Here is a 26,797-nt window from a genome sequence, read left to right as displayed (position 1 = left end):
CTGATACCGCTCGTGCGCTGCTTTGCGCTCGCCGCGCCTACTCTGCCGCCATTGCGGAATCATGCTCTTCGGTGAGTGCCAGCCAGTTTTCCTCGCAGCCAGCGAGCGTCTTCGCGGCATCCGACCGCTGCTTGTTGAGGGCGCTCGCCCGCGCCGGATCGCGCGTGTAGAGCGCCGGGTCACCGAGCGACTCGTCGAGTCCCTCAAGGGTCTTCTGTAGCCGCGAGATCTGGATTTCCAGCTGGCTGATCTTCTGCTTGAGCGGCTTGAGCGATTCGCGCTTCTCGGCGGCGATACGGCGTTGGTCGATCTTGGACAAAGGGGCGGGTTCTGATGCCTGTGGATTGTCGCCCGGATCCTGCACGCCACTGCCCTTGGTCCCGCCGGACAGGACAAGCTTCTTGTAGTCCTCCAGATCGCCGTCGTACCGCGATACCGTGCCTTCGGCGACGATCCACAGCCGATCCATCGTCGCCTCGACCATGTGGCGGTCATGGCTGATCAGGATGACCGCGCCCGGATAATCGTTGAGGGCGCGCACCAGACTCTCGCGCGCCTCGATGTCGAGGTGGTTGGTCGGCTCATCGAGAATGAGGAGGTTTGGCGCGTCGATCGTCGCCAGCCCCATCAAAAGCCGCGCCTTTTCGCCGCCCGAGAGCTTTTCGGCGGCCGTGTCCATCTTCTGGGTCGGCAAGCCCATGCGCGCGACCTTGGCACGGACCTTGGCTTCCGGCGCGTCCGGCATCAGGCGGCGCACGTGCTGGACCGCACTTTCCGCCGGCCGCAGATCGTCGATCTGGTGCTGGGCGAAAAAGGCTATCTTGAGCCCCGGCGCGCGGGTGACCGTGCCGGATTGCTCCCGCAGCCTCTCGGCCAGGAGTTTGGCGAAGGTCGATTTGCCGTTGCCGTTCTGACCCAAGAGGGCGATGCGGTCGTCGGTGTCGATCCGCAGGTCGAGCTTCGACAGGATCGGACGCCCGGGCTGATAGCCGACGGAGACGCCTTCCATACGGATGATCGGCGACGCTGCCGCCTTTTCGGGAGCGTCGAAGATGAAGGGCGTGACGTGCTCCTCGACGATCCCTTGCAGCGGCTGCATCCGCTCGAGTGCCTTGAGACGCGACTGTGCCTGCCGTGCCTTGGACGCCTTGGCCCGGAAGCGTTCGACGAAGGCTTCCATGTGATTGCGCTCGGCGGTCTGCTTGACGATCGCCTTTTGCAGCAACAGCAGCTTCTCGGCGCGCTGACGCTCGAACTGGTCGTAGTCGCCGCGATAGAAGACCAGCTTCTTCTGGTCGAGATGAATGATCGAGTTGACGGCATTGTTGAGGACGTCGCGATCATGGCTGATCACGATCACGGTATAGGGATAGCGGGCGACGAAATTCTCGAGCCACAGGGTGCCCTCGAGGTCGAGATAGTTGGTCGGCTCATCGAGCAGCAGCACATCGGGCCGCGAGAACAGCACCGCCGCGAGCGCGACGCGCATTCGCCAGCCGCCGGAAAAGGACGAGGCGGGACGGGCCTGCGCGGCCATGTCGAAGCCGAGGCCGGACAGGATCGCCGAGGCCCGGGCTTCGGCCGAGTGGGCGTCGATGTCGGCGAGGCGCAAATGAATGTCGGCGATGCGGTGTGGATCGCTTGCGGTCTCGGCTTCGTCGAGGAGGGCAAGGCGTTCCGTATCGGCCTTCAGGACGATCTCGATCAGCGACTCTTCCGTGCCCGGGGCCTCCTGAGCCACCTGGCCGAGGCGCATGTTCTTCGGATAGGAGGCTGAGCCGGTCTCGGCAGCGAGATCGCCGGTGATGATGCGAAACAAGGTCGATTTGCCGGCGCCGTTGCGTCCGACCAGGCCAGCCTTGGTACCGGACGGCAGCGTCAGGCTGGCATGATCGATGAGAAGGCGCCCGGCGACGCGCGCGGAAAGATCGGTTATCTGGAGCATGGGCGGCTTTTGCCACGGTATGCGGCAGTGCGAAAGGGGGCATCGGTATCGACGGGACCTCCAGCAAGGTTGTCATGGCAATCCCGGTTAGGGTCTTCTGGTCTCCAGCTTCAGTCCATGCCTTGCCCGTCCTCGGGCCGGCGGGTATAGGTCGCCCACATTTTTCCCGAACCATTCCGAAAAAAGGACCACGCCATGGCGGTCGAACGCACGTTCTCGATGATCAAACCCGATGCCACCCGTCGCAACCTCACGGGCGCCATCACCAAGATGCTGGAGGAGGCCGGTTTGACGGTCGTCGCGTCCAAGCGGGTCTGGATGAGCCGCCGCGAAGCCGAGGGCTTCTACGCGGTCCACAAGGAGCGGCCGTTCTTCGGCGAACTCGTCGAGTCGATGTCGTCGGGTCCGACGATCGTGCAGGTTCTCCAGGGCGAGAACGCCATCGCGCGCAATCGCGAAATCATGGGCGCGACCAACCCGGCCGACGCCGCCGAGGGCACCATCCGCAAGGCACACGCCCAGTCGATCGGCGAGAACTCCGTGCATGGGTCGGATGCGCCGGAGACAGCGCAGCAGGAAATCGCCTACTGGTTCTCCGAGACCGAGATCGTCGGCTAAGGCTGCCAGTCTGAATGCGGCCCTCGACAAGGGGCCTGGAGGGAGGCCATGTGCCTCCCTTTTTTACGTCCGGCGGCGAGACAGCAAAAAAAGTCCCTGCCGCAGCCTTTTCAGAGCCGGTGCCAGCGATCGGCGGCGCTGTCGTCGGTGTCCTTCGCCTCGACCCAGCCGCCCGTGGTTCCGTCCTTCAGATGCTCCCGCTTCCAGAATGGCGCCTGCGTCTTGAGGAAGTCCATCAGATAGGAGGCCGCCTCGAAGGCCGCCTGACGGTGCTCGGAGGCACAGGCGACAAAGACGATCTCCTCGCCAGGCACGATCATGCCGAAGCGATGGATGGCCCGGCAGGAGAGGAGGGGCCAGCGTGAGATCGCGTCGCGTGCGATCCGCTCGATTTCGCGCTCCGCCATGCCCGGATAGTGTTCGAGTTCCAGGGCGCGGAGACGCCCGCCTTCGTCGCGGCAATAACCGGAAAAGCTGACGAGGCCACCGACAGCGCCTTCGGCCGCGCCACCCGTCATGGCCGCGATCTCGGCGGCGATGTCGATGCGATCGGCCTGAATCCGCACCACCGGCGATATGCCGGAGGGATCGGTGACGGCCGATTGATCGGATTTCGCGGCCATGGTCAGCCGCCCGTCATCGGCGGAAACAGTGCAATCTCCCTGGCGCCGGCGATCGGCTCGGAATGATCCACATGCTCGTGGTCGATCGCGACGCGGATGATCTCGGGCGCCTGCAGCGCCATGTCGTAGGTCTCGCCACGGCCCTTCAGCCAATGCAGCAGATCCGCAACGGTGGTGATGCCGGCCGGCAGTTCCACCTCTTCCTCGGCGACGCCGATCCGCTCGCGGACCCATGCGAAATAAGCAAGTTTCATGGCAACGGACCTCGTCAATCGTTCAGAGGGACAGATGGGTTTTCGCGCCGCCGCGATCCAGGGGCGTGACGATCAAACGTCGATGTGCCGAAGCCCGGCCCGGAAATAGTCATAGCCCGTATAGAGCGTGATGATCGCCGAAATCCACAAGAGCCCGATCCCGGTTTCAGTGGTGAAGCTAATGATCTTGTCGGCCGCCGGGCCGGCGAGCAGAAAGCCGATGGCGATCATCTGCATCGTCGTTTTCCACTTGGCGAGGCGGGTGACCGGAACGGACACTTTGAGCTCCGCCAGATATTCCCGGAGCCCGGAGACGAGAATCTCGCGGCATAAAATCACGATCGCCGCCCAAAGGCTCCAGCCAACGATGGTATTCGCGGCCGCGAGCAGGAGCAGCGCTGCCGCGACCAGAAGCTTGTCGGCGATCGGGTCGAGCATGCGCCCGATCGTCGAGGTCTGCTGCCAGGCGCGCGCCAGGTAGCCGTCGAAGAAGTCGGTGATGCTTGCGGCCACGAAGATGAACAGCGCCCACCACCGCGCCGCTTCCGAGGCGTTGAATTCGCCCTCCACAAAAAAGCAGGCGACGACCAGCGGCACGCAGACAATGCGTGCATAGGTGAGGATGTTGGGTAGGCTGAGGGCCTGAGATGCCATGAGATCGTCCGCTTCGGCTGTGCGCGACAGTACAAGCCCGTCCGTCGGCCTCACGTCAACCGTCATCATCGCAACGAAACGCGACGATTGTCTCATCCTTGCTCGTGGAAATGGTCGTAGATCGATTTCGCCATCGTGGCGGAGACGCCTTCGACCTCCCGCAGGTCGCTCAAGGCCGCCCGTGAAACGGCCTTCGCCGTGCCGAAATGATGGAGCAGCGCACGCTTGCGGCTCGGTCCGATGCCGCCGATCTCGTCGAGCGGATTCTTGACCAGATCCTTCTTGCGGCGGGCGCGATGCGACCCGATGGCGAAACGGTGCGCCTCGTCGCGCAGCCGTTGCAGAAAATACAGCACCGGGTCGCGCGGCGGCAGGGAGAACGGCTCGCGGCCATCGGTGACGAATCGTTCGCGCCCGGCGTCGCGATCGACGCCCTTGGCGACGCCGATCGTGGTGACCTTGTCGGCGATGCCCAGCTCGGCGAGAATCCCGCGCACTGCGGAAATCTGACCCTTGCCGCCGTCGATCAGGACGAGGTCGGGCCAGGCCGGCATCGCTGTGTCGGACAGTGCGGCATCATCCTCGTCTTCCTCGACGACGGGTTCAGGAGCCTGCGGGCCTTCTGCGTGCTCCTTGAGCAGCCGCGAGAACCGCCGCGTCATGACCTCTTTCATCATGCCGAAATCGTCGCCCGGCGTGATGTCCGCGCCCTTGATGTTGAACTTGCGGTACTGATTCTTGGCAAACCCCTCCGGCCCGGCGACGATCATCGCGCCGACAGCGTTGGTGCCCATGATGTGGGAGTTGTCGTAGACCTCGATTCGCCGGGGCGGATGGGGCAGGGCAAAGGTTTCCTGCAAGCCCTTGAGCAGCCGCGCCTGGGACGAGGTTTCGGCCAGCCGACGCCCGAGCGCCTCGCGGGCGTTAGCGGCGGCATGGTTGACCAGATCCTTCTTCAGCCCGCGCGAGGGCACAGCGATCTCAACGCGCCGTTCGGCCCTGACGCTGAGGGCTTCCGCGAGCAGCGCTTCATCCTCGACATGGATCGGCAGCAGGATCAGCCGCGGAGCCGGCTTGTCGTCGTAGAATTGCGCCAGGAAGGCTCCCAGCACCTCGGTTGCCTCTAGCGAGGGATCGGCCTTCGGAAAATAGGCCCGGTTGCCCCAGTTCTGGCCGGTGCGGAAAAAGAACACCTGGATCGAGGTAAGGCCGCCCTCCTGATGGATGGCGAAGACGTCCGCCTCCTCGATCCCGGCCGGATTGATGCCCTGATGGCTCTGGACGTGCGACAGCGCGGCAAGACGGTCGCGGTAGATGGCGGCGCGCTCGAAATCGAGGTCGTCCGACGCGTCCTGCATCGCGGCGGCCATGCCGTTCTTGATCTGGTTGGAGCGGCCGGACAGGAACGCCTTCGCCTCGTTCACGAGACCAAGATAGTCGTCGATTCCGATCTCACCGGTGCAGGGGGCCGAGCAGCGTTTGATCTGATGGAGCAGGCACGGGCGCGTCCGGCTCTCATAGACCGAATCGGTACAGGTTCTGAGCAGGAAGGCCCGTTGCAGCGAGTTGATCGTGCGACCGACCGCGCCGGCCGAGGCGAAGGGGCCGAAATAGCTGCCTTTTCGCGAGCGTCCGCCGCGATGCTTCATGATCGCGGGCGCCGCGTGGTCCTCGCTGACGAGGATATAGGGAAACGACTTGTCGTCCCGCATCAGGACGTTGAAGCGTGGTCTGAGACGTTTGATCAGATTGGCTTCAAGCAGCAGCGCCTCGGTCTCGGTGGGCGTGGTGACGAATTCCATCTGCCGCGTTTCGCGGATCATGCGGGCGATGCGCTGGGTGTGGCCGCCCATCCGCGTATAGCTCGTCACCCGCTTCTTCAAGGAGCGGGCCTTACCGACGTAGAGCACCTCGCCGTCCTTGCCGAACATGCGGTAGACGCCGGACTGGTTGGGCAGGCGCTTTGCCAGCGCCGCGATCAGCTCCGCCCCGACGAGATCGCCGGCGACGAACTTGCCGGCATCGTCCCAATCGATCGCCGCGATCAGCGAGGCGCCGATAGCGGCCGCCGTATCGGTGGTGGCGTCCACCGTCTCGGGCACAAGCTCGTCGTCAAAGTCTTCGGTTTGGGCGGTCATGTCATCCTAGGCCGGCCCGCGCGGTTCAGCGCTCAGCCGGACTCTCTGGAAAATGCGTTGCGGACGCGATCGGCTCATGTCCGTCCATCTCTATCATCCGGCTTCTTATATGATTGCGCGAAAGAGGAAATTCACGGGGCTTTCAGTGGACAATTCGCCCGCCGGAATGAGCTGTCGGTAGGTCGATGACGTCCAAGTTGCAAATCGGCAACGACGATAAAAAATTCATCGATCGCCACACCATGGCCCGAGGCAGGTCCTGTTCGCCTCACACAACGCACCCCATCTACTGACGATGAATGCGATGTCATTTTGACGAGAGCGTTCCGGACCCGCTCGGCTCGATGAGAGCAGAATGTGGTCGGTTGAAGAGAGGAGAAGCCCAATGGTGACGCCGCTTCGACATTTGATGGTGAGCTTGACCGTCGCACTGCTGGCAACGTCGGCCCATGCGGCTGATGCGGTCTTCGACAGCCCGCAGCCACCCGTTCCGGCCCCGCTCGCCCCGTCCGTTCCGATTCACTTATGGTCTGGCCCGTATGCGGGCGCTTTCGTCGGCTACAACACGTCCAATTTCGATCAGTCCGGCGGAGCCACGTTTGACGGCGACGGCTTCGTCGGAGGTGTCTACACCGGCTACAATCTGCAGACCGATCGCATCGTTTACGGGATCGAGGCCGATATCGGCGGCTCGGGTGTGGACGGCCGCGGCTTTAATGGTGCTGTCGGAGCGCCGATCGACGCTGAAACGAATATTTTTGGATCGCTGCGGGCGCGGGCCGGTGTTGCGGTCGACCCGTTCCTCGTCTTCGCGACCGGCGGCGTCGCCGCGTCTCGCAACGAGTTGTCCCTGGGCGGAGCATCCGACAGCCAGACCAGCATCGGCTATACGCTCGGCGCCGGGATCGAGGCCAAGATTTCCGACAGCGTCACGTCGCGGCTCGAATATCGCTATTCCGATTTCGGCAGCGAGACCTACGACCTTGGCAATACCAGCATCTCGTCGGGCTTCGACGAGCACTCGATCCGCGCCGGCATCGCGCTGAAATTCTGATGCCGGCCGGACCGTCGGGCGCCCTGGCGTCGGACCCTTACGCCGCGCGGGGCTGCAATTCGTCGTAGTCCGGGAAGCTCTCGGGGAATTGCTTGAGCCATTGCGCGAGCTTCGGCCGCTCGCTCTCGATTTTCCCGGCAAAGCGGAATGCCATCCAGCCGAGCAGGCCCGCCAGCGCGAAATGAGCGGTCGTCGGCTCGTCGGAGAGTTCGTCGATATGGTCTTCGAGGAACGCCAGGCCGCGATCGGCCTTGCGCATCTGTTTGTCGACCCAAGCCTGATGGCGCTTTTCCTCCGGCCGGTAACGCACTTCGTAGACAGTGAGAATCAGCGCGTCGCCGACCCCGTCGGCGGCGGCCTCGAAGGTCTTGACCGACCGCCAGGCGTCGAGTTCTTGCGGGACGAGCTGGTTGCCGCTCATCCGGTCGAACAAATCGCAGATGACGCGGCTGTCGTAGACCGAGGTGCCGTCGTCGAGGACCAGCACGGGGATCTTGCCGAGCGGATTGGCGGAGGTGAGTTCGACCGGCTCGGCCGACGTGTCGACAGCGACGCTTTCGATCTCGATCCCGCAATGGCGTGCGGCCATGCGGGCCTTGGCCGCGAACGGAGAGGCGGAGGAATAATACAGACGCATGGTGATGGATCGACCTTATTTCGCGACATAGCCGGGACTGGTGCGCCCCGCCGCCGGGAACCGGCGAAGCGACTGGCAATCGGCGCCATAGATGTGCCACTCGTCAAGTCCCAGCACGCAGCCCTCGGCCCGCCAGGATTTCACCGGCGAGAACCTGCCGAGATGGCCGCCCGCCGCGGCAAAGCCCATCGGGTGCTCGATGACGTAGTAAACCGTCCGGTGCTTGCCGTCGGAAATCTGCGCGGTCGCCTGGCAGTAGCGGCGCTCGATCGGACTGCTGGGGAGGGGCTCGTCCAGCTTTTGCGGGAAATAGCCGGTCTCGATCATGCCGCTGAATTCGAGGATTTCGAGCTTGGTTTCGAGCATACGTGGGGCGCCATATTCGAACTGGTCCTCGACCTCGGCCAGCACGTCGGCGTCGCCGCAGGCCGGAACATTGGCACTCGCGACGGCCGGCGCCTGCAAGCGTTGCATGTCGGCGGCGGTCGTCGGGCCGGCCGTCGCCAAACTGGCGAGGGACGCGGAGAGAAAAGCGGTAAGGAGACGGCGCATGATGGGAACTCGCTGCGATAGGACTGATCCTGTCGACAATTAGCATGAAAACGACGTAGGCGCCGTCAGGGCTTGGCGGGAGGAGGCGCAAAAACCTCATATGTTGCGCCGGGGCCGCGTCCCAGCACCGGCAGCAGGGCTTTCATGATCGCTTCGGCTTCCTCGGCGAACACGAAGGGCGGGTTGATCACCGCCATCCCGGTGCCGACGAAGCGCTGGTCCGCCGAATATGGCTCGCGGAAAAATTCAGCCGTTACCATGTCGGCGATGCCGAGCGTTCGCAGTCCGTCATGCAGCGCATCCACCGTCTCCCGGTGTTTCAACGGGTACCAGATGGCGTAAATGCCGCCAGGCCAGCGGCGCAGTGCATTCTTGAGCCCCGTGACGATATCTTCGACCTCGCTCGGCTTTTCGAAGGGGGGGTCGATCAGAACGAGTCCGCGCTTTTCCTTCGGCGGCACGTGCGAGCCAAGCGCGAGCCAGCCGTCGAGTTCGATCGCCTTGGTCTGGATGTCGCCGACGAAGACTGCTTTCAATACCGTCGCCTCCTCGGGATGAAGCTCGTAGGCGGACAAACGATCCTTTGGGCGCAAGAGGCGTCGCGCGATCAACGGCGAGCCAGGATAACGTTCCTGTTCCAAGTCCGGCTGCAACGCGGTGAAATAAGGCTCGAAGAGCGGGTTTGTCGTCAATTCGGCGGCAGCGCGCAGGCGGCCAATGCCCTCGGCATGCTCGCCGGTTCGAACCGCTTCGTTGGCGGATAGGGCGTAAAGACCGCGTCCGGCGTGGGTGTCGAAGACGCGAAACGGTTTGTCCTTGCGCTTCAGGTATTCGATCAGCCGGCTCATCAGCACATGCTTCACGACGTCCGCGAAGTTTCCCGCGTGATAGGCATGACGGTAGTTCATCCTGCTGCCGTTCTCTTGCGCTGCAGGGGGCCACATGGCCGTACCCCCTTAGGGTTCAGGGGGCACGCCAGCGCCTGAACAGGAGCTTTCGCGGCGAACGCTGCGTTCATAGCCCTTACCGCGCTGCGGCAAAGTCCCATCTTGGGCTGCGACATGACGCCCATCTTCGCCCGTCTTGGCATTCACGAAAGGACACCGCAATGGTTCAGTCGAAACTGTTTCAGCCCGTCGATCTCGGCCCGATAAAGCTCGCCAACCGCGTCGTCATGGCGCCGTTGACCCGCAGCCGCGCCAATGAAGCAGGCGTGCCGAACGACCTTCACGTGGAATATTATCGCCAGCGCGCGAGCGCCGGGCTGATCATTGCCGAGGCGACGAACATTTCGCCCGAAGGACGTGGCTATGCCTGGACGCCGGGCATTTTTTCCGACGCGCAGGTCGCGGCCTGGAAGAAGGTGACGGATGCCGTCCATGCAGAGGGCGGCAAGATGGTCCTGCAGCTCTGGCATGTCGGGCGGGTTTCGCATCCCGATTTGCAGCCGGGCGGCGCGCTCCCCGTCGCCCCGTCGGCGATCAAACCGCAGATGCAGGCCTTTACCGCCAATGGCCTCAAGGACGCAGAGACCCCGCGGGCGCTTGACCGGGACGAACTGCCGCGCATCGTCGCCGACTATGTGAAGGCGGCGGAAAACGCTAAGGCGGCGGGCTTCGACGGCGTCGAGATCCACTCGGCCAATGGCTATCTGCTCGACCAGTTCCTGCGCGACGGCGCCAACCAGCGGACCGACGATTACGGCGGCTCGATCGAAAACCGCATGCGCTTCCCGCTGGAAGTCGTCGACGCCGTGGTCAAGGTCTGGGGCGCCGACCGGGTCGGCATCCGCATCTCGCCGGTGAGCCCGGCCAACGATCTTCGCGACAGCGATCCGGAGCCGCTGTTCACCCGCTATGTCGAGGAATTGTCGAAGCGTAAGCTCGTCTATCTCCATGTCATCGAGGGCGCGACGCGGACCGAGCGCGATCCGCACGCCTTCAAGGCATGGACGCTGAAGGACCATTTCGACGGTCTCTACATGGGCAACAACCGCTACGACCGCGAGCTCGCCATCGAGCGTATCGAGGCGGATGAGGCCGATCTCATCTGCTTCGGCCGGCCCTTCATCTCCAATCCGGATCTGGTCGCGCGGCTCGAAATCGGCGCGCCGCTGGCCGAGTGGAACGAGGCCACCTTCTATGGCGGCGCCAGGGAGGGCTACCTGGACTATCCCGCGCTGAGCGATGAAGAACGCGCCCGCTACGCCGAGGCCGCCTGATCGGGCGACGGCGAAATCCGCATGACGAGGGTCGGAACGCGCGTTCCGGCCCTTTTTCTTGCCCGGTGCGCAAATCAGCACCGGCGGCTTCGACCGCGCCGCGAATGGATGCGATCGCCAAAATGAATTTTGGCGGCGCGGCCGGCTGCGGTATGGATCAGGCATGAACAAGCCGCTCCCCGTCACCATCGGGCACTCAGCCTGCCCGCATGATTGCCCATCCACCTGCGCTCTCGACGTCGAGGTGCTCGATAGCCGCACGATCGGCCGCGTGCGTGGTGCGGCGGCGAACGACTACACGGCCGGCGTCATCTGCGCCAAGGTCGCCCGCTATGCCGAGCGGATCCATCACAAGGACCGGTTGCTGAAACCGCTGCAGCGGGTCGGCGCGAAAGGCGAGGGCGGCTGGCGCGAGATCGGCTGGGACGACGCGCTTGATCTGGTGGCCGAGGAATTCATCAAGGCCGAGGCCAGGCATGGGTCCGAGACGGTCTGGCCCTATCAATATGCCGGGACGATGGGCCTGGTACAGCGCGACGGCATCCACCGGCTGCGCCACGCCAAGCGCTATTCCGGCCAGTTCGACACGATCTGCACCAACATGGCTTGGACCGGCTGGTTCGTCGGTGCCGGCGCCATGCGCGGCGCCGACCCGCGCGAGATGGCCAAGTCCGACTGCGTGATCATCTGGGGCACCAACGCGGTGGCGACGCAGGTCAACGTGATGACCCACGCGGCCAAAGCCCGCAAGGAGCGCGGAGCCAAGATCGTCGTCATCGACGTCTACGACAACGCGACGATGAAGCAGGCCGACTTGGCGCTGAAGCTCAGGCCAGGTACAGACGGGGCGCTGGCCTGTGCGCTGATGCACATTGCCTTTCGCGATGGGACGGCGGACCGCGATTATCTCGCCCGCTTCACCGACGACCCGGCCGGACTGGAAGCGCATCTGGCGACCCGCACGCCGCAATGGGCGGCGGCGATCACGGGGCTCGGCGTCGAGGAGATCGAGGCCTTCGCGGCGCTGATCGGCCGCACGCAGCGCAGCTATTTCCGCCTCGGCTACGGCTTTACCCGCCAGCGCAACGGCGCGGTGGCGATGCATGCGGCAATGTCGATCCCGGCGGTCTACGGCCATTGGCAATATGAGGGTGGAGGCGCCTTCCACTCGAACTCGGACATCTTCGGCCTCGACAAGAGCGAGATCATGGGCACCGCCTATCGCGACCCCGCGATCCGCTTTATCGACCAGTGCCGGATCGGGGCGGCGCTGACCGGCGATGCGGAGGCGCTGTCCGGCGGGCCGCCTGTCACCGCTATGCTGATCCAGAACACCAACCCGGCCAATGTCTGCCCGGAGCAGCGGCTGGTGCGGCGGGGTTTCGCGCGGGACGACCTGTTCACCTGCGTCCACGAGCAGTTCATGACCGATACGGCCAAGCTCGCCGATCTGGTGCTCCCGGCGACGATGTTTCTGGAGCATGATGACATCTATCGCGGCGGCGGCCAGAACCACATCGTGCTGGGCCCGAAGCTCGTCGAGCCGCCGGAAACCGTGCGGACCAACCATTTCGTCTTCGAGGAACTGGCCAAACGCCTCGGCGTCGCCGACCGGCCGGGTTTCGGCCTCAGCGAACGCCAACTCGTCGACAACATGGTGAAGGCCGCCGGCCACACCGAGGGTTACGACGGGCTGAAACGCGACCGTTGGATCGACTGCCAGCCGCCCTTCGAGGAGGCGCATTTCCTGAATGGTTTCGCCTGGCCGGACGGCAAGTTCCGGTTCAAGCCCGACTGGATCGGCGCGATGGCGCCGAACCGGCCGCCGGATAGCCTCGGACTCCAAGGACCGGTTGCCGACTTGCCGGCCTTTCCCGATCATGCCGAGCTGATCGAGGCGGCCGACGCGTCGCATCCCTATCGACTCGCGACGTCACCGGCGCGGCAGTTCCTGAATTCGACTTTCGCCGAGACGACCGGTTCGCGGTCGCGGGAAGGGGCGCCGGAACTCATGATCCATCCCGAAGACGCCGCACGTGAGGGGCTGGTCGCGGGCGATATCGTGACGATCGGCAATGAGCGGGGCGAGGTTCGGCTGGCGCTGACCATCACCGAGACCGTCAAGCCCGGCGTTCTCGTTCATGAGGGGATCTGGGCGAATACCGATTTCCTCGACGAGGAGGGGATCAACACGCTCACCGGTGCCGATCCGGTGGCGCCCTTCGGCGGCGCGGCGTTTCATGACAATCGGGTGTGGTTGAAAACCAGCGCGTAAAGGGTGATCTTATGCCGCTTGCGACGGGAAAAGGGTCTTAAAACCAATGCGTCAGTCGCCCGATGGTCATATCACTCTCGATCCGAACATCCGCGGCGGGCGCCCGACCATCCGTGGTACCCGCATTGCGGTCGCCGATGTTCTTGGCTGGCTCTCGTCCGGTATGAGCAATGGGGAAATTCTGGATGATTTCCCCGAATTGACGGAGGCTGATATCCGCGCGGCCTTGAGCTATGCCGCCGATCGGGAGCGCCATACGATCACGGCGGCACAGTAAGCCTATCCCTCGACCAGAATTTCAGCCTTAAACTCTACGATCGTCTCGCTATTCTTTATCCCAGGGCAATCAAAGCGCTGCGCCAGAATAATCAATCACGCGAAATTCGCCGCAGCCAAGCAGTCTTGGACCACAAAAACGCCCTTTCGCCTAACCATAAAAATAATACCAATCCACCGACAAAAATAAGGAGATATATAATTCCAATCAATGGATAGGAAATTATAATAGGGGATAATTGAATCGACAATATAAAAAATGATCGAACAAATGCAATGATGTTCGCGCCAAAAAACCCCTGGCATTCCGCGTAGACAAACAGAGCGTTGGTCCAATAGCACCCAATTTCAGACCTGTCATGAAAATCAGGAATGGGGTATACAATGTTAAATAAATAACTGAATGCAAGCAAGAATATATAGAATGATATAACCACGCCGAGCCAAAAGCGAAGCGAATGCCCCAGTCGATTTCCAGTATTTTTCATTGGGCGCCAATATATTCCTAATTCATCGCAATATAATGCAAAATCGTAAATGAATCCAGACGTGACTGTTGTGTGGTAGTGCGTGGATCAGATTGAATTGTGCTGAATTCTCAATCCCGTTTCAATCCCGCCGGGCGTCCGGCGACACGAGAATATGCGGCGCGTCGGCCGTGTTGTGCTCCGCCAATTTCCGCGAGCCCTTGGTGATCGTCCGGCCGTTCGACATGCGCACGGTGCCGTCGAGCACCAGCTTCAGCGCATGCGGATAAAGCCGGTGCTCGGCCCGCAACAGTCGCGCCCCCAGCGTCTCGGCGGTGTCGTCCGGCTCGATCGCGATCGCCGCCTGGGCGATGATCGGCCCCTCGTCCATACGCTCGGTGACGAAATGGACCGTGCAGCCGTGGATTCGCATTCCCGTCGCCAGCGCCCGCCTATGGGAGTCCAGACCGGGAAACAGCGGCAGCAGCGACGGGTGGATGTTGATCAGGCGCCCGCTGTAGCGCCGCACGAAGCCTTCCGACAAAATCCGCATGTAGCCGGCAAGGCAGACGACGTCCGGCTTGAGGTCGTCCAGCGCCTTGAGGACCGCAGCCTCGTGCTTGGCGCGATCGGCGAAGGCGCCCTGTTCGACGGCAATGGCCGTGATGCCCGAGCGCTCCGCCGTTTCGAGACCCGGCGCGTCGGCGTGGTTGGCGATGACACCGACGATCTGGCCCGGATAGGCCGGATCCATCGAGGCGGCGGCCAAGGCGCTCATATTGGTGCCGCGTCCGGAGATCAGGATCGCGATCCTCTGCCGGCGGACCGCGTTCATGGTAGCGGCAACGCGCCGTTGAAGGTCACCGCCGCGTCCTTGCGCGGCAGGATGCGCCCGAGCGGCACGACGGTTTCGCCGGCTTTCTGCAGGATCGCGCTGACCGTCGCCGCGTCGGCCTCGGACACGACGACGATCATGCCGATGCCGCAATTGAAGGTGCGCAGCATTTCCAGTTCCGCGATGCCGCCTTCCTTGGCGAGCCAGGCGAACACCGGCGGTACCGGAACCGCGAACAGGTCGATGTCGGCCCTCAGCGTTTCCGGCAGAACTCGTGGAATGTTTTCGACGAAGCCGCCGCCAGTGATATGCGCCAGCGCCTTGATGCCGTTCGTCTCGGCGAAGGCCGAAAGCAGCGCTTTGACATAGATGCGGGTCGGTTCGATCAGGGCTTCGCCCAGCGTTCGGTCGGCGTCGAAGGGTGCCGAGTCGCCATAGCGCGCGCCGGACCGCTCGACGATGCGGCGAACCAGCGAATAGCCATTCGAGTGAACCCCGGAGGACGCGAGCCCGAGGATCATGTCACCAGCTTCGATCGTACCGGCCGGGAGCAGGCGGCCGCGCTCGACCGCGCCGACGGCAAAGCCGGCCAGATCGTAGTCCTTGTCGGCATAAAGGCCCGGCATCTCGGCGGTTTCGCCGCCGATCAGCGCGCATCCGGCCTGGCGGCAGCCGCTCGCGATGCCTTTGACGATGGCCTCGCCTTCGGACGGGTCGAGCCGGCCGGTGGCGTAATAATCGAGGAAGAACAGCGGCTCGGCGCCCTGGACAACGAGATCGTTGACGCACATGGCGACGAGATCGACGCCGATCGTCTCGTGCAGGCCGGTCTCGATGGCGATTCTGAGCTTCGTGCCGACGCCGTCATTCGCCGCGACCAGCAGCGGGTCGTCGAAGCCGGCCGCCTTGAGGTCGAAGAGGCCGCCAAAGCCGCCGATTTCGCCGTCGGCGCCGCGGCGCCGCGTCGAGCGCACATGCGGCTTGATCCGCTGCACAAGCTCATTGCCGGCGTCGATATCGACGCCGGCGTCCCGGTAAGTCAGAGAGTTGCTCGTGTCGGTCATGGTCCCCGCCCGTTTCCGCCGAGTTGACATGATAGCGGCCCGTGAGCAAGACCCGAAGCCATGGCGCGAGGAATTGTCACGATGTATCGGTGGGCGAGCGAGCGGTTTTCTTCAACGACTGGCGCGGTTGCATGACGGTCCCGAATTTCATCTCGATCGCCCGGCTTCTCGGCGTCCCGATTCTGGTCTGGGCATTGATCGACGGCGATTGGCAGCTTGCCTTTCTGATCTTCATTCTCGCGGGCATCTCGGATGCCGTCGACGGGGCGATCGCGCGCCACTTCGATCAGCAGTCCACCCTCGGCCTTTACCTCGATCCGCTCGCCGACAAGGCTTTGCTGATTTCGGTCTTCGTCGGCCTTAGCCTGCTCGACCAGCTGCCGGCCTGGTTGGCGGTGGCGGTGGTCAGCCGCGACCTTCTCATCATCGCCGCCGTGCTTCTGTCCTACGTCATGGGACAGCCTGTGAAGGTGCGTCCGCTGCTGGTCTCCAAAATGACCACCCTGGCGCAACTCATGTTAGCGGCGGTGGCTCTTGCGGAGCCGGCTTTCGGCCTCCAGCTTAACCTGCTCATTGCCGTTCTCGTCGGCATCACAGCGCTCTTGACCGGACTGTCGGCCGCCGCCTATCTCGTTGATTGGCTTCGGCACATGGCCTCCGAGGGGCATCCCGGGCGTGAGGAAGGTGATCCGACATGAACGACCGAAGTGCGCTGATCCGCCGGCAGGTGTTCTTCTGGAGCTCAGCTGCGGTTCTGGCCGTATTGCTGCTATGGCTGTTTTCCGGGATTCTGCTGCCCTTCGTCCTCGGTATGGTGATCGCCTATTTCCTCGATCCCGTCGCGGACTGGTTCGAGCGCCACGGCTTTTCGCGGGTGGCGGCGACGGTCGTCATCCTTGTTCTGTTCGCGGCGACCTTCATTGCCGCCGTGCTGATTCTCGTGCCGGTTATCGGCAGTCAGATTGCCAGTTTCGCAGAGCGCGTTCCGGATTATCTCGATCGGTTGCAGGGCTTGGCCACCGCAGCGCGAAGCGGGCCGCTGGCGTTTCTATTCTCGGGAGAAGAGAGCAATCTGAAGCAGGATTTTGCCAAGATCGTCAATGAGGGAACCGGGTTCATCACCTCCTTCCTCGGCTCTGTCTGGACCTCGTCGCTGGCTGTGGTCAATTTCGTGGCATTGTTCGTGGTGACGCCGGTCGTCGCCTTCTATCTCCTGCTCGACTGGGATCGGATGATCGCGAAGGTCGATTCCTGGATCCCGCGCCAGCACACCACGACCGTTCGGCATCTGGCGCACGACATCGACCGTTCGGTGGCCGGCTTCCTTCGTGGCCAAGGCAGCGTCAGCCTGATCCTCGGCACCTTCTATGCCATCGGACTGACGCTCACCGGGCTCAATTTCGGGTTGCTGATCGGCCTGTTCGCGGGGCTGATCTCGTTCATCCCCTATATCGGCTCGACCGTCGGCCTTGTGCTCGCCGTCGGCGTGGCGCTGGTGCAGTTCTGGCCGGACTGGATCTGGATCGTCGCCGTCGCGACGATTTTCTTCGTCGGACAGTTTTTCGAGGGCAACATCCTGCAGCCGAAGCTGGTCGGGGCCTCGGTCGGCTTGCATCCGGTCTGGCTGATGTTCGCGCTGTTCGCCTTCGGCGCCCTGTTTGGTTTCGTCGGTCTCTTGATCGCCGTCCCCGCCGCGGCAGCGGTTGGCGTTCTGGCCCGCTTTGCAATTACGCAATATTTACAAAGCGAGATGTATTATGGCCCGCCGTCGCCCCCGGAGAATGCCACTTGCGTGACGGTCGAGGAATCTCCGGCTCCGAAGGTGATTAGCGCCGAACCTCGCTCGGGTGCCGGCGAATAGGGCAAGGCCGCCATGCCGTCGCAACTCCCTCTCGATCTTCCCCACGCCGCCTCGCACGCCCGTGAGGATCTCATCGTCTCGGCGTCGAACCGGCTCGCTGTCGAGGCTGTCGACACCTGGCCACATTGGCGGCATTCGGTGTTGGTGATCGTGGGACCGCCCGGAGCGGGCAAGACGCATCTCGCCAATGTATGGGCGGAGCGGGCCGGGGCGCGGATCGCCGAAGCCGGCGCTATGGCCGCCCATCTCGACCAGTCGGGATTTCGCATCGTCGTCGACGATCTCGATCGCTCGCACTTGTCGGAAACCGACCTGTTCGGCCTCGTCAACGCCGCGCGGCTGGGAGCCGGGAGCGTGCTTGCGACAAGCCGGACGCCGCCGGCGGGAATGGCATTCACGCTTAGCGATCTTCGCTCGCGCCTTTGCGCGGCGACGATCGCCGAGCTTGGAGCCCCCGACGACGACCTTTTGGCCGGCGTCCTGGTCAAACTTTTCGCCGACCGCCAGCTCGACATAGCGCCGCGGATGGTCCGCTATCTGGCCGAGCGAATGGAGCGCTCGCTCGATTCAGCCCGCCGCGTCGTCGCCGCCGTCGATCGCGAGGCGTTGGCTTCCAAGGAGCGCATAAGCACGCGCCTTCTCAAGCGGGTGCTTGACCGCGAGAGCGAAGCGGTGCGTCATCAGGCGGTCGTGCCGGCCCGCTACCCGGGCGCGACGGAGGACTGATCATGGATACAGCATCACCGGCGCCCCGGGCCAAATCGAGGAAATCCCGCACGCGCAAGCCTATGGCTGGCGCGGCAACAGGGCGGCAGGAAACGGCTGCTGAGGTTCCGACCGACACGCCGGCGAGCGTCGACAACGCCGCGGCATCGGCGGTCCCGGAGCGGGATGCGGGCGAGACCACGCCGATCCTGTCGGAGGCTTCGGTCATCCTGGAAACACCACCGGCGGAGGTGGAGGCGGCGGCGAACAACGACCGGCCGGCCGACAGCGAGTTGCCGGCGGACCGTTTCATCAATCGGGAGATTTCGTGGCTTCAGTTCAACCGCCGCGTGCTCGAGGAATCGCAGAACTCCTCGCATCCCTTGCTCGAGCGCATTCGCTTCCTGTCGATCTCGGCTGACAATCTCGACGAATTCTTCATGGTCCGGGTGGCCGGTCTCGCCGGTCAGGTGCGCGAGAAAATCACCGTCCGCAGCATCGACGGCCTGACGCCGCAGGAACAGCTCGACCGGATTCTCGATGATGTGGGGCATCTGCAGGGGGAACAACAGGCATCGCTGGCCGAACTCGTCAAGGAACTGCGGCAGGAGCGCATCCAGATCGTCGGCGCTGGCGATCTCAAGCGCGACGACCGGGCCTGGCTGGAGAAGCATTTCGACGAGACGATCTTCCCGGTCCTGACGCCGCTGTCGGTCGACCCGGCGCATCCGTTTCCATTCATTCCCAATCTGGGCTTCTCGATCGCTCTCGCCCTGCTGCGCGAGCGCGATTCCCAGCCCATGAACGCGCTTTTGCGCCTGCCGCCGGCGCTGCAGCGATTTATCGAGATGCCGCCGACTGACAAGGGGCTCCTGCGCCTGGTGCCGCTGGAGAGCATCGTCGCATTGTTTATAGGTCGATTGTTTCCAGGGTACAGGGTCAAGGGCGCGGGGACCTTCCGTATCATTCGCGACAGCGATATCGAGGTCGAGGAAGAGGCCGAGGATCTCGTCCGCCATTTCGAAAGCGCCTTGAAGCGGCGACGCCGCGGGTCGGTAATCCGGATCGAGTTCGATTCGGTCATGCCGGAGACGCTGCGCAATTTCGTCGCGGGCGAACTGGCGGTGCCGGAGTCGCGCGTCTCGGTCATGGACGGCATGCTGGCGCTCGATTCGGTGTCGCAGATCTGCAAATTGCCGCGCGACGATCTGAAGTTCAAACCCTACATTCCGCGCTTTCCCGAGCGGATCCGCGAACACAATGGCGATTGCTTCGCGGCCATCCGCGAGAAGGACATCATCGTCCATCATCCGTATGAATCGTTCGACGTGGTCGTGCAGTTCCTTCGGCAGGCGGCGCAGGACCCGAACGTCATCGCGATCAAGCAGACGCTTTATCGCACGTCGAACGAGTCCCCGATCGTCCGGGCGCTGGTCGACGCCGCCGAATCCGGCAAGTCGGTGACGGCGCTGGTCGAGCTGAAGGCGCGGTTCGACGAGGAGGCCAATATCCGCTGGGCCCGCGATCTGGAGCGGGCGGGCGTCCAGGTGGTTTTCGGCTTCATCGAAAAGAAGACCCACGCGAAGCTATCGCTGATCGTTCGGCGGGAGGATGGAAAGCTTGTGAACTTCGTTCACATCGGCACCGGCAACTACCATCCGATCACCGCGAGAATCTATACGGACTTGTCCTACTTCACCGCCGACCCGGACATCGCACATGACGTCCAGCTGGTGTTCAACTACATCACTGGCTACGCCGAACCGGCCGAGGTCAAGAAGCTCGCCATCTCGCCGCTGACGATGCGCAGCCGAATCGTCGGACACATCGAGGACGAGGTCGCTCATGTGCGGGCGGGACGTCCGGGCCAGATCTGGATGAAGATGAATTCGCTAGTCGACCCGGCGATCATCGATGCGCTCTACAGGGCAAGCCAGGCGGGCGTCGAGATCGACCTCGTGGTGCGCGGCATCTGTTGTCTGCGACCGCGTGTGCCCGGCCTGTCAGACAATATCCGCGTCAAATCGATCGTCGGCCGGTTCCTCGAGCACAGCCGTATCTTCTGCTTCGGCAATGGGCAGGGACTGCCCTCCGAGGCGGCGATCGTCTATATGGGCTCGGCCGACATGATGCCGCGCAATCTTGACCGCCGGGTCGAGACACTGGTGCCCATCACCACGCCGACCGTCCACAGTCAGGTGCTGTCGCAGATCATGCTCGGCAACATTCTCGACAATCAGCAGAGCTGGTCGGTCGCCGCCGATGGGACGTCGCGCCATATCTTTCCTTCGCCGGGTGAACAGCCGTTCAACGCCCAACGTTATTTCATGACCAATCCGAGTCTGTCGGGGCGCGGGAAAGCACTGAAAACGGATGCCCCAAAACTCATCGCGCGGCAGCGCGCGGACCATGCGCGCTTCGACTGAGCCGATAGCCCAGGGCCGGCTTCAGGACCGCCGACCCGTTGGCGTCGTCGATATCGGGTCGAACTCCGTTCGTCTGGTCATCTACGAAGGCAACTGCCGGACCTTGACGGTCCTGTTCAACGAAAAGGTTCTGAGCGGGTTGGGCAAGGGGCTGACCCAGACCAACCGGCTCGATCCGCAAGCCATCGATAGCGCGTTGGCCGCGCTCAGGCGCTTTCGCAAGCTTGCTGAGCAGGCCCATGTCGTCGAACTCCATCCGATCGCGACAGCGGCCGCGCGCGAAGCCCAGAATGGGCCGGATTTCATCGTCGCGGCTGAAGAAGCGATCGGTTCCCGGATTTCAATCCTGTCGGGCGCCGACGAGGCGCGCTATGCGGCCGAGGGCGTGCTGGCGGGTTTCCATACGCCCGCCGGCATCGGTGGTGATCTCGGCGGCGGCAGTCTCGAATTGGTCGACATTCATGACGGGCAGTTCGAAGGGGGACTGACTCTTCCGCTCGGCGGTCTGCGTCTGCGCGATCTCGCCGAGGGAGATCTTTCGCGGGCGCAGGCCATCGCCGACAGCCACCTGGCCGCCTGCGCTCTTGCCGGAAAAGGTGAGGGGCGTCCCTTCTTCGCTGTCGGGGGCACATGGCGCAACTTGGCCAAGCTGCACATGGCACAGACCAAATACCCGTTGCACGTTATGCATGGCTACGAGATCGACGCCTCCGGGATCGAGGATTTCCTCGACACCATCCTGCGCGGCGATCCCGAGAAGCTGCAGGGAATCAGCGCGGTCTCGAAATCGCGCCGACCACTGCTCGCCTATGGCGCCGTCGCGCTGAAAAGCGTCATGCGTCACATCAAGCCGTCAAAGATCGTGATGTCGGCACTTGGTGTGCGCGAGGGCTATCTTTATTCGCTGCTACCGGACGCGGAAAAGGCCAAGGACCCGCTGATCGAATCCGCGCGCGAATTATCGATCCTGCGGTCCCGCTCGCCCACCCATGCCCTGGAACTCGTCGAATGGAGCCGGCGCACCTTCGAGGCGTTTGGCATCGAGGAAACCGAGGACGAGGAGCGGCTGCGCGAAGCCGCCTGTCTTCTCGCCGATATCGGCTGGCGCGCCCATCCGGACTATCGCGGCAAGCAATCCCTCTCGATCATCGCCCATGCCGCCTTTCCGGCCGTCGACCATCGCGGCCGAGCCTATCTAGGCCTGACCAATTACTACCGGCACGAGGGCAGTTTCGAGCAGATGCAGCTGCCCGAACTCGAGCGTCTGATCGAGGACCGACTGATGACGCGTGCCCGCATTCTCGCATCGCTGTTTCGCGCGACCTATCTGTTGACGGCGTCGATGCCGGGCGTGCTCGATCAGTTGAAATGGGCGCAGGATCCACGCGGCGGCTTCACGCTGGTGATCCCGCGCGCACTCGCCGCGCTGATCGGGGAGCGGCCCGAAGGCCGCCTCCAGCAATTCGCCAAGACCGTCGACAAGACACTGCGCATGGAAGTGCGGTAGCCGCGCGGCCTCACGCGTCCCCTTCAAGCGAGACCACTTCGACCTTGCGGTTGCGATAGACGAGGGCGGTCTCGCCTTGCAACAGCCCGAGCGCCCGTTCGCCGAAGATCTCCCGGCGCCAGCCCGACATCGCTGCAATTTCGGCTTCCTCACCCTTCCAGGCAAGTTTTTCCAGGTCGTCGCCCGACGCGATCATCTTGGCCGCGACGCCCTTTTCCTCGACCACGATCTTCAGAAGGACCTTGAGGAATTCGACCGCCGCCGCGGTGCCCTCGGGCAGTTGCCGAGAGCGCGGAATGGGGGGCAGCTCCGATTTCGGCACCGCCAGCGCGCGGCTCACTGCGGCGATAATCGCCCGCCCCGCAGCGCTGCGTTCGAACCCGTTGGGGATCGTCCGCAGGCGGCCGAGCCCCTGTTCGTCTGTCGGCTGCTGCTGGGCGATCTCGTAAATCGCATCGTCCTTGAGGATACGCCCGCGCGGCTTGTCGAGGTCGCGTGCCTCGCGCTCGCGCCATGTCGCCAGTTCTTTCATCACCTGCAATTCGATCGGCTTGCGCACCCGCAGCTTCAGTCGCTTCCAGGCGTCGTCCGGATGCAGGTCGTAAGTGGCCGGGTCCGCCAGGATCGCCATTTCCTCGGCCAGCCAGTGGCCGCGGTCGTCGGCCTCCAACTGCTTTGTCAACTCGCGATAGACGTCGCGCAGATAGGTGACGTCGGCAAGCGCATAGGTTAGCTGCTGCTCGCTGAGCGGGCGGCGGCGCCAGTCGGTGAAACGCGAGGTCTTGTCGATGCGCCCATCGGTGGTCCGGGCGACGAGTTGGTCGTAGGCGATTGATTCCCCAAACCCGCAGACCATCGCCGCGACCTGGGTATCGAAGAGCGGCTTGGGCAAGATGCCGCCGAGCTTGTAGACGATTTCCAGATCTTGGCGCGCCGCGTGGAACACCTTCACGACGCTCTCGTCGGCCATCAGCTCGAAGAACGGCGCCAAATCCATGCCGCTGGCGAGCGGGTCCACCAGCACGGCAAGATCGTCCGACGCCATCTGGATCAGGCAGAGCTCGGGCCAGAACGTCGTTTCGCGGATGAACTCGGTATCGACGGTGACATATTCGGCGGTGGCGAGGTTGGTGCAGGCCTTGGCAAGGTCCGCGGTCGTGGTGATCATTTGCATCCGATATCCTTAGCCCGATCGCGGTGCCGTGCGAAAGGCGGATGCGCCACAGCACCCGTGAAATCTTGACAGGACGAAAGCTGCGTGCGCTTGTCCCCCGCGATTCAATCGAGCCGCCAAACCGTGCCTGCGCGCGCCGACGTGCGGCCGGACCCGGGCCAGATTCAAGAGAGAATGCCATGCACCGCTATCGCAGTCACAGCTGCGCCGCCCTTCGCAAGGACGATGTCGGCAAAACCGTCCGCCTGTCCGGTTGGGCCCATCGAATCCGCGATCACGGCGGCCTGTTGTTCATCGACCTGCGCGACCATTACGGGCTGACGCAAGTCGTCGTCGATCCCGACTCGCCTGCCTTCGCGGTGGCGGAAACGGTGCGTGGCGAATGGGTCATCCGGATCGACGGGGAAGTGAAGGCGCGCTCGGACGAAACCGTTAACGCCAAGCTGCCGACCGGCGCGGTCGAAGTGTTCGCCCGCGAGATCGAGGTGCTGTCGCAGGCCAAGGAACTGCCGCTGCCAGTGTTTGGCGAGCCGGAGTACCCGGAGGATATCCGGCTCAAATACCGCTTCCTCGACCTTCGCCGCGAGACGCTGCACAAGAACATGATGCGGCGCACGCAGATCGTCTCGAAAATGCGCCAGCTAATGGGCGACGGGGGTTTCTTCGAGTTCCAGACGCCGATCCTCACCGCCTCCTCGCCGGAGGGTGCGCGCGACTTTCTGGTGCCGTCGCGACTGCACAACGGCCTGTTCTACGCGCTGCCGCAGGCGCCGCAGCAATACAAGCAGCTGATCATGATGTCCGGCTTCGATCGGTATTTCCAGATCGCGCCCTGCTTCCGGGACGAAGACCCGCGCGCCGACCGCTTCTACGGCGAGTTCTATCAGCTCGACGTCGAGATGAGCTTCGTCGAGCAGGAGGACATTCTCCAGGCGATGGAACCGGTGATCCGCACCGTGTTCGAGAGTTTCGCCGACGGCAAGCCGGTCAGCCAGAATTTCCGCCGCATTCCTTATGCCGAATCGATCCGCAAATACGGCACCGACAAGCCGGACCTGCGTAATCCGATCGGGATGCAAGCGGTGACCGAGCATTTCGCCGGTTCGGGTTTCAAGGTGTTCGCCGGCATGATCGCCAACGATCCGGCGGTCGAGATCTGGGCGATCCCGGCCAAGACCGGCGGTTCGCGGGCCTTCTGCGACCGGATGAACTCCTGGGCGCAGGGCGAAGGCCAGCCGGGTCTCGGCTACATCTTCTGGCGCGAAACGGAGCCAGGTCCATCGACTTCTGAAGCTTTCGATATGGATCAGGGAGATCCTGACAAGATCGATGCGATAATTAATGCAGTTGCAAGTGACAACGTAGGTGGAGCCGAGGGGGCTGGTCCGCTTGCCAAGAACATCGGACCAGAGCGTACGCAGGCGTTGCGCACCCAACTCGGCCTCGAAGCGGGCGACGCCTGCTTCTTCGTCGCAGGGCGGCCGGACGCCTTCGCGGCCTTCGCCGGTGCCGCTCGGACGCGGGTCGGCGAGGAACTGAATCTGGTCGATCGCGATCGGTTCGAGCTCGCCTGGATCATCGACTTCCCCTTCTACGAATGGCAGGAGGAGGAAAAGAAGGTCGATTTCGCCCACAATCCCTTCTCGATGCCGCAGGGCGGCATGGACGCGCTGCAGAGCGACGAGCCGCTGGCGATCAAGGCATTCCAGTACGATATCGTCTGCAATGGTTTCGAGATCGCCTCGGGCGGCATTCGCAACCACATTCCCGAGACCATGGTGAAGGCGTTCGAGATCGCCGGCTATTCGAAGGAAACGGTCGAGGAACGCTTCGGCGGGCTCTACCGTGCCTTCCAGTACGGCGCGCCGCCCCATGGCGGCATGGCGGCTGGGGTCGACCGCATTGTCATGCTTCTGTGCGGGGCCAAGAACCTGCGCGAGATCGCCATGTTCCCGATGAACCAGCAGGCTCACGATCTGCTGATGGGCGCGCCGAACGAGGCCTCGCCCGCGCAGCTGCGTGAACTCGGCCTGCGTCTGGCGCCGGCGGCGAAAAACTGACCAGGCGCTCTCCCCTCCGCGCCTTTCGCGGAGGGGAGAGCGATCGCTGGACATTCCCCAACTGGGTTGGCCGTCGACGTTTAATCGTTGGCGCTGACGGTCAGCGACAGCACGCTCGGCAAGGTCTGCGGGGCGCCCATCGCCGCGCCGATCAGCTGTGTCGCCGGCACTGGATTGGCCGGCGCGACGGTGATCGACAACGACTTCGGATCGTTGAGATAGGCCGTCACGGCGTCGGTGACGTCCTTCTGGAAGTCCGGGTTTTGCAGGTAGGACAGGAACATCGGCAGCATGCCGATGAGCCCCTCGATCAGCCGCTCGCGCGTCTGCCCATTCTTCTCGGCATAGTAGTCGAGCAGCTTGCCGGTGAGTGAGTCATCGACGAAGGTAAAGTCGGCGGCGTTCAGATAGAGTTGTGAGATCAGCCCCATGACCGCCATGCCGGATGCCTGCTGATTGTCCGGATTGGCGGCCATCTGCTGCTGCAGCTGTTGCAGCGACTCGATAAACGCTGGTGTGTAGCCAGAAATTCCGTAAGTGAAGGACAGGCTGCCGGCATCTTTCAAATTGATGTCGAACGGATCGAGCTCGAGGAGGCCGCTCGCGGGGGTCCAGGTGGCGGAGCCGGATATCTCGCCACTCAGCGTGCTGTAACCGACCTCCTGGATCGTTTTCGTGGCTTCTGGATCGTCTCCCGAGGTGAGATCCGCCGTGAAGCTGCCGAAATCGAACTCCGCCGTGAACGCACCATCGTCGCCGATCTCGTTGCTCAAGGAAGCATCCGCGAGGCTGAAGATTTTCTTGCCGTCCTTCTCGACCTCCACGGATCCGATCGTGGCGCTCTCGAAATAGAAGTCGGAGAATTTCATCGCCGCCGGTACGTCGGTCGCGCTGGTCCCGACGAGCTCCAGGCCCTCAACCACCATGCCGCCGATTCGCGTGCGCGTGCTATCCTCGGTCTCGTCGAAGTCCGGAAACGCGACCCGCTCGACGTCCCATCCATCGGGGGTGGAGCCGGAGACGTTCTCGAACGTGATCTCGACGACCTTGCCTTTCCCATCGGCCTTGGCCCCCGAGACGCCCTTCAGCACGACATTCTCGCCAACGGCTTCCGCGCTGTCGAATGTCAGCGACATGTTCTGCTTCTGCGCGACGGCCTTGAGCCGCTCGGCAAATGCCTCGGCGTCGACCGCGAAAGCCGACGTCGAGCTGAGTAGCAGCAGCGTCGTTGTGGCGAGGGATATGCCTGTCCTGGCGAGCATGTGAGAACCTTTCGCTTGAACCTGGGCGCGCCGCAGCGCGATGAGAATGCGGACCGGTGTCGCGTACTATTGTAGGACGGAAGCCCCGTCGCGATAAGGGGAGGGGCGGCGAGCGACGGAATTAGAGTAAAGGCGCTCGCCTAGGCGCCTACAAATCCTTGAATAACCACGTTCCGGAGTTGTTCCGGT

At 63.4% G+C, this 26,797-nt stretch carries 23 protein-coding genes; 11 read left to right on the top strand and 12 right to left on the bottom strand.

The annotated features are described in order from the left end of the window. Positions 1-37 precede the first annotated feature (37 nt). On the bottom strand, positions 38-1,945 hold the full coding sequence (locus tag VQ045_RS09580; protein WP_327624590.1) for an ABC-F family ATP-binding cassette domain-containing protein: 1,908 nt from the start codon (positions 1,943-1,945) through the stop codon (positions 38-40). Between the two features lie 195 nt (positions 1,946-2,140). Between VQ045_RS09580 and ndk the strand changes: the two genes are divergently transcribed. Then, complete coding sequence (ndk, locus tag VQ045_RS09575; protein ID WP_331829948.1) at positions 2,141-2,563, top strand: nucleoside-diphosphate kinase; 423 nt, start codon at positions 2,141-2,143, stop codon at positions 2,561-2,563. Between the two features lie 110 nt (positions 2,564-2,673). Here the strand turns inward: ndk and VQ045_RS09570 are convergent, their stop codons facing one another. The 4 genes from VQ045_RS09570 to uvrC form a co-directional block, all read right to left on the bottom strand. Continuing rightward, on the bottom strand, positions 2,674-3,186 hold the full coding sequence (locus VQ045_RS09570; RefSeq protein WP_331829947.1) for a molybdenum cofactor biosynthesis protein MoaE: 513 nt from the start codon (positions 3,184-3,186) through the stop codon (positions 2,674-2,676). Positions 3,187-3,188: 2 nt separating this feature from the next. After that, positions 3,189-3,440, bottom strand: a complete 252-nt coding sequence (gene moaD / locus VQ045_RS09565) for a molybdopterin converting factor subunit 1 (RefSeq protein WP_327624587.1) — start codon at positions 3,438-3,440, stop codon at positions 3,189-3,191. A 72-nt stretch (positions 3,441-3,512) separates the two neighbouring features. After that, on the bottom strand, positions 3,513-4,094 hold the full coding sequence (gene pgsA / locus VQ045_RS09560; RefSeq protein ID WP_327624586.1) for a CDP-diacylglycerol--glycerol-3-phosphate 3-phosphatidyltransferase: 582 nt from the start codon (positions 4,092-4,094) through the stop codon (positions 3,513-3,515). Between the two features lie 92 nt (positions 4,095-4,186). Further along, on the bottom strand, positions 4,187-6,232 hold the full coding sequence (uvrC, locus tag VQ045_RS09555) for an excinuclease ABC subunit UvrC (protein WP_331829946.1): 2,046 nt from the start codon (positions 6,230-6,232) through the stop codon (positions 4,187-4,189). A 385-nt stretch (positions 6,233-6,617) separates the two neighbouring features. Between uvrC and VQ045_RS09550 the strand changes: the two genes are divergently transcribed. Further along, on the top strand, positions 6,618-7,286 hold the full coding sequence (locus VQ045_RS09550) for an outer membrane protein (protein WP_327646464.1): 669 nt from the start codon (positions 6,618-6,620) through the stop codon (positions 7,284-7,286). A 37-nt stretch (positions 7,287-7,323) separates the two neighbouring features. On the opposite strand, the gene VQ045_RS09545 is transcribed toward VQ045_RS09550, so the two are convergent. From VQ045_RS09545 to VQ045_RS09535, 3 genes are all read right to left on the bottom strand, one after another. Then, the gene (locus tag VQ045_RS09545) at positions 7,324-7,923 is read right to left on the bottom strand and encodes a glutathione S-transferase family protein (RefSeq protein ID WP_331829945.1); all 600 of its coding nucleotides are present in this window, start codon (positions 7,921-7,923) and stop codon (positions 7,324-7,326) included. 15 nt (positions 7,924-7,938) lie between these two features. Next, the gene (locus tag VQ045_RS09540) at positions 7,939-8,475 is read right to left on the bottom strand and encodes a hypothetical protein (protein WP_331829944.1); all 537 of its coding nucleotides are present in this window, start codon (positions 8,473-8,475) and stop codon (positions 7,939-7,941) included. A 65-nt stretch (positions 8,476-8,540) separates the two neighbouring features. Continuing rightward, positions 8,541-9,419 (bottom strand): 23S rRNA (adenine(2030)-N(6))-methyltransferase RlmJ, encoded by an 879-nt coding sequence (locus VQ045_RS09535; RefSeq protein WP_331829943.1) that lies wholly within the window; start codon positions 9,417-9,419, stop codon positions 8,541-8,543. Positions 9,420-9,583: 164 nt separating this feature from the next. Here VQ045_RS09535 and VQ045_RS09530 point away from each other — a divergent pair, with 164 nt between their 5' ends. The 3 genes from VQ045_RS09530 to VQ045_RS09520 all read left to right on the top strand — a co-directional run bounded on the left by VQ045_RS09530 (position 9,584) and on the right by VQ045_RS09520 (position 13,248). Continuing rightward, on the top strand, positions 9,584-10,696 hold the full coding sequence (locus VQ045_RS09530; RefSeq protein WP_327624580.1) for an alkene reductase: 1,113 nt from the start codon (positions 9,584-9,586) through the stop codon (positions 10,694-10,696). 163 nt (positions 10,697-10,859) lie between these two features. Further along, complete coding sequence (locus VQ045_RS09525; protein ID WP_331829942.1) at positions 10,860-12,971, top strand: molybdopterin oxidoreductase family protein; 2,112 nt, start codon at positions 10,860-10,862, stop codon at positions 12,969-12,971. 46 nt (positions 12,972-13,017) lie between these two features. After that, the gene (locus tag VQ045_RS09520) at positions 13,018-13,248 is read left to right on the top strand and encodes a DUF433 domain-containing protein (RefSeq protein ID WP_331829941.1); all 231 of its coding nucleotides are present in this window, start codon (positions 13,018-13,020) and stop codon (positions 13,246-13,248) included. A 608-nt stretch (positions 13,249-13,856) separates the two neighbouring features. Here the strand turns inward: VQ045_RS09520 and purN are convergent. Further along, positions 13,857-14,549: a phosphoribosylglycinamide formyltransferase gene (gene purN / locus VQ045_RS09515; RefSeq protein ID WP_327625544.1), complete on the bottom strand. Its 693-nt coding sequence runs from the start codon at positions 14,547-14,549 to the stop codon at positions 13,857-13,859. Further along, positions 14,546-15,613: a phosphoribosylformylglycinamidine cyclo-ligase gene (gene purM, locus VQ045_RS09510; protein WP_331829940.1), complete on the bottom strand. Its 1,068-nt coding sequence runs from the start codon at positions 15,611-15,613 to the stop codon at positions 14,546-14,548. Before purM ends, purN begins: the two co-directional genes overlap by 4 nt. A gap of 131 nt (positions 15,614-15,744) precedes the next feature. On the opposite strand from purM, the gene VQ045_RS09505 reads away from it, so the two are divergent. From VQ045_RS09505 to ppx, 5 genes are read left to right on the top strand one after another with little or no spacing between them, the layout of a single operon-like run. After that, the gene (locus tag VQ045_RS09505) at positions 15,745-16,311 is read left to right on the top strand and encodes a CDP-alcohol phosphatidyltransferase family protein (protein WP_331829939.1); all 567 of its coding nucleotides are present in this window, start codon (positions 15,745-15,747) and stop codon (positions 16,309-16,311) included. Continuing rightward, complete coding sequence (locus tag VQ045_RS09500) at positions 16,308-17,474, top strand: AI-2E family transporter (RefSeq protein ID WP_327625547.1); 1,167 nt, start codon at positions 16,308-16,310, stop codon at positions 17,472-17,474. Before VQ045_RS09505 ends, VQ045_RS09500 begins: the two co-directional genes overlap by 4 nt. Before the next feature lie 12 nt (positions 17,475-17,486). Beyond that, complete coding sequence (locus VQ045_RS09495; protein ID WP_327625548.1) at positions 17,487-18,200, top strand: hypothetical protein; 714 nt, start codon at positions 17,487-17,489, stop codon at positions 18,198-18,200. A gap of 2 nt (positions 18,201-18,202) precedes the next feature. After that, complete coding sequence (locus VQ045_RS09490; protein ID WP_327625549.1) at positions 18,203-20,605, top strand: RNA degradosome polyphosphate kinase; 2,403 nt, start codon at positions 18,203-18,205, stop codon at positions 20,603-20,605. Further along, complete coding sequence (gene ppx / locus VQ045_RS09485; protein ID WP_327625550.1) at positions 20,589-22,112, top strand: exopolyphosphatase; 1,524 nt, start codon at positions 20,589-20,591, stop codon at positions 22,110-22,112. The genes VQ045_RS09490 and ppx overlap by 17 nt, the downstream gene beginning before the upstream one ends. Before the next feature lie 10 nt (positions 22,113-22,122). On the opposite strand, the gene rnd is transcribed toward ppx, so the two are convergent. Beyond that, positions 22,123-23,280, bottom strand: a complete 1,158-nt coding sequence (gene rnd, locus VQ045_RS09480) for a ribonuclease D (protein ID WP_331829938.1) — start codon at positions 23,278-23,280, stop codon at positions 22,123-22,125. 185 nt (positions 23,281-23,465) lie between these two features. On the opposite strand from rnd, the gene aspS reads away from it, so the two are divergent. Next, positions 23,466-25,346: an aspartate--tRNA ligase gene (gene aspS / locus VQ045_RS09475; RefSeq protein ID WP_331829937.1), complete on the top strand. Its 1,881-nt coding sequence runs from the start codon at positions 23,466-23,468 to the stop codon at positions 25,344-25,346. An 80-nt stretch (positions 25,347-25,426) separates the two neighbouring features. Here the strand turns inward: aspS and VQ045_RS09470 are convergent, their stop codons facing one another. Next, complete coding sequence (locus tag VQ045_RS09470; RefSeq protein WP_331829936.1) at positions 25,427-26,608, bottom strand: hypothetical protein; 1,182 nt, start codon at positions 26,606-26,608, stop codon at positions 25,427-25,429. Positions 26,609-26,797: the final 189 nt, after the last annotated feature.

The sequence above is a fragment of the Aurantimonas sp. E1-2-R+4 genome (assembly GCF_036549515.1).
In the GTDB taxonomy this organism is placed as follows: Bacteria; Pseudomonadota; Alphaproteobacteria; order Rhizobiales; family Rhizobiaceae; genus Aurantimonas; species Aurantimonas coralicida_A.
Note: the sequence above shows the minus strand (reverse complement) of the source record. Positions and strands in the feature narration are given on the sequence as shown.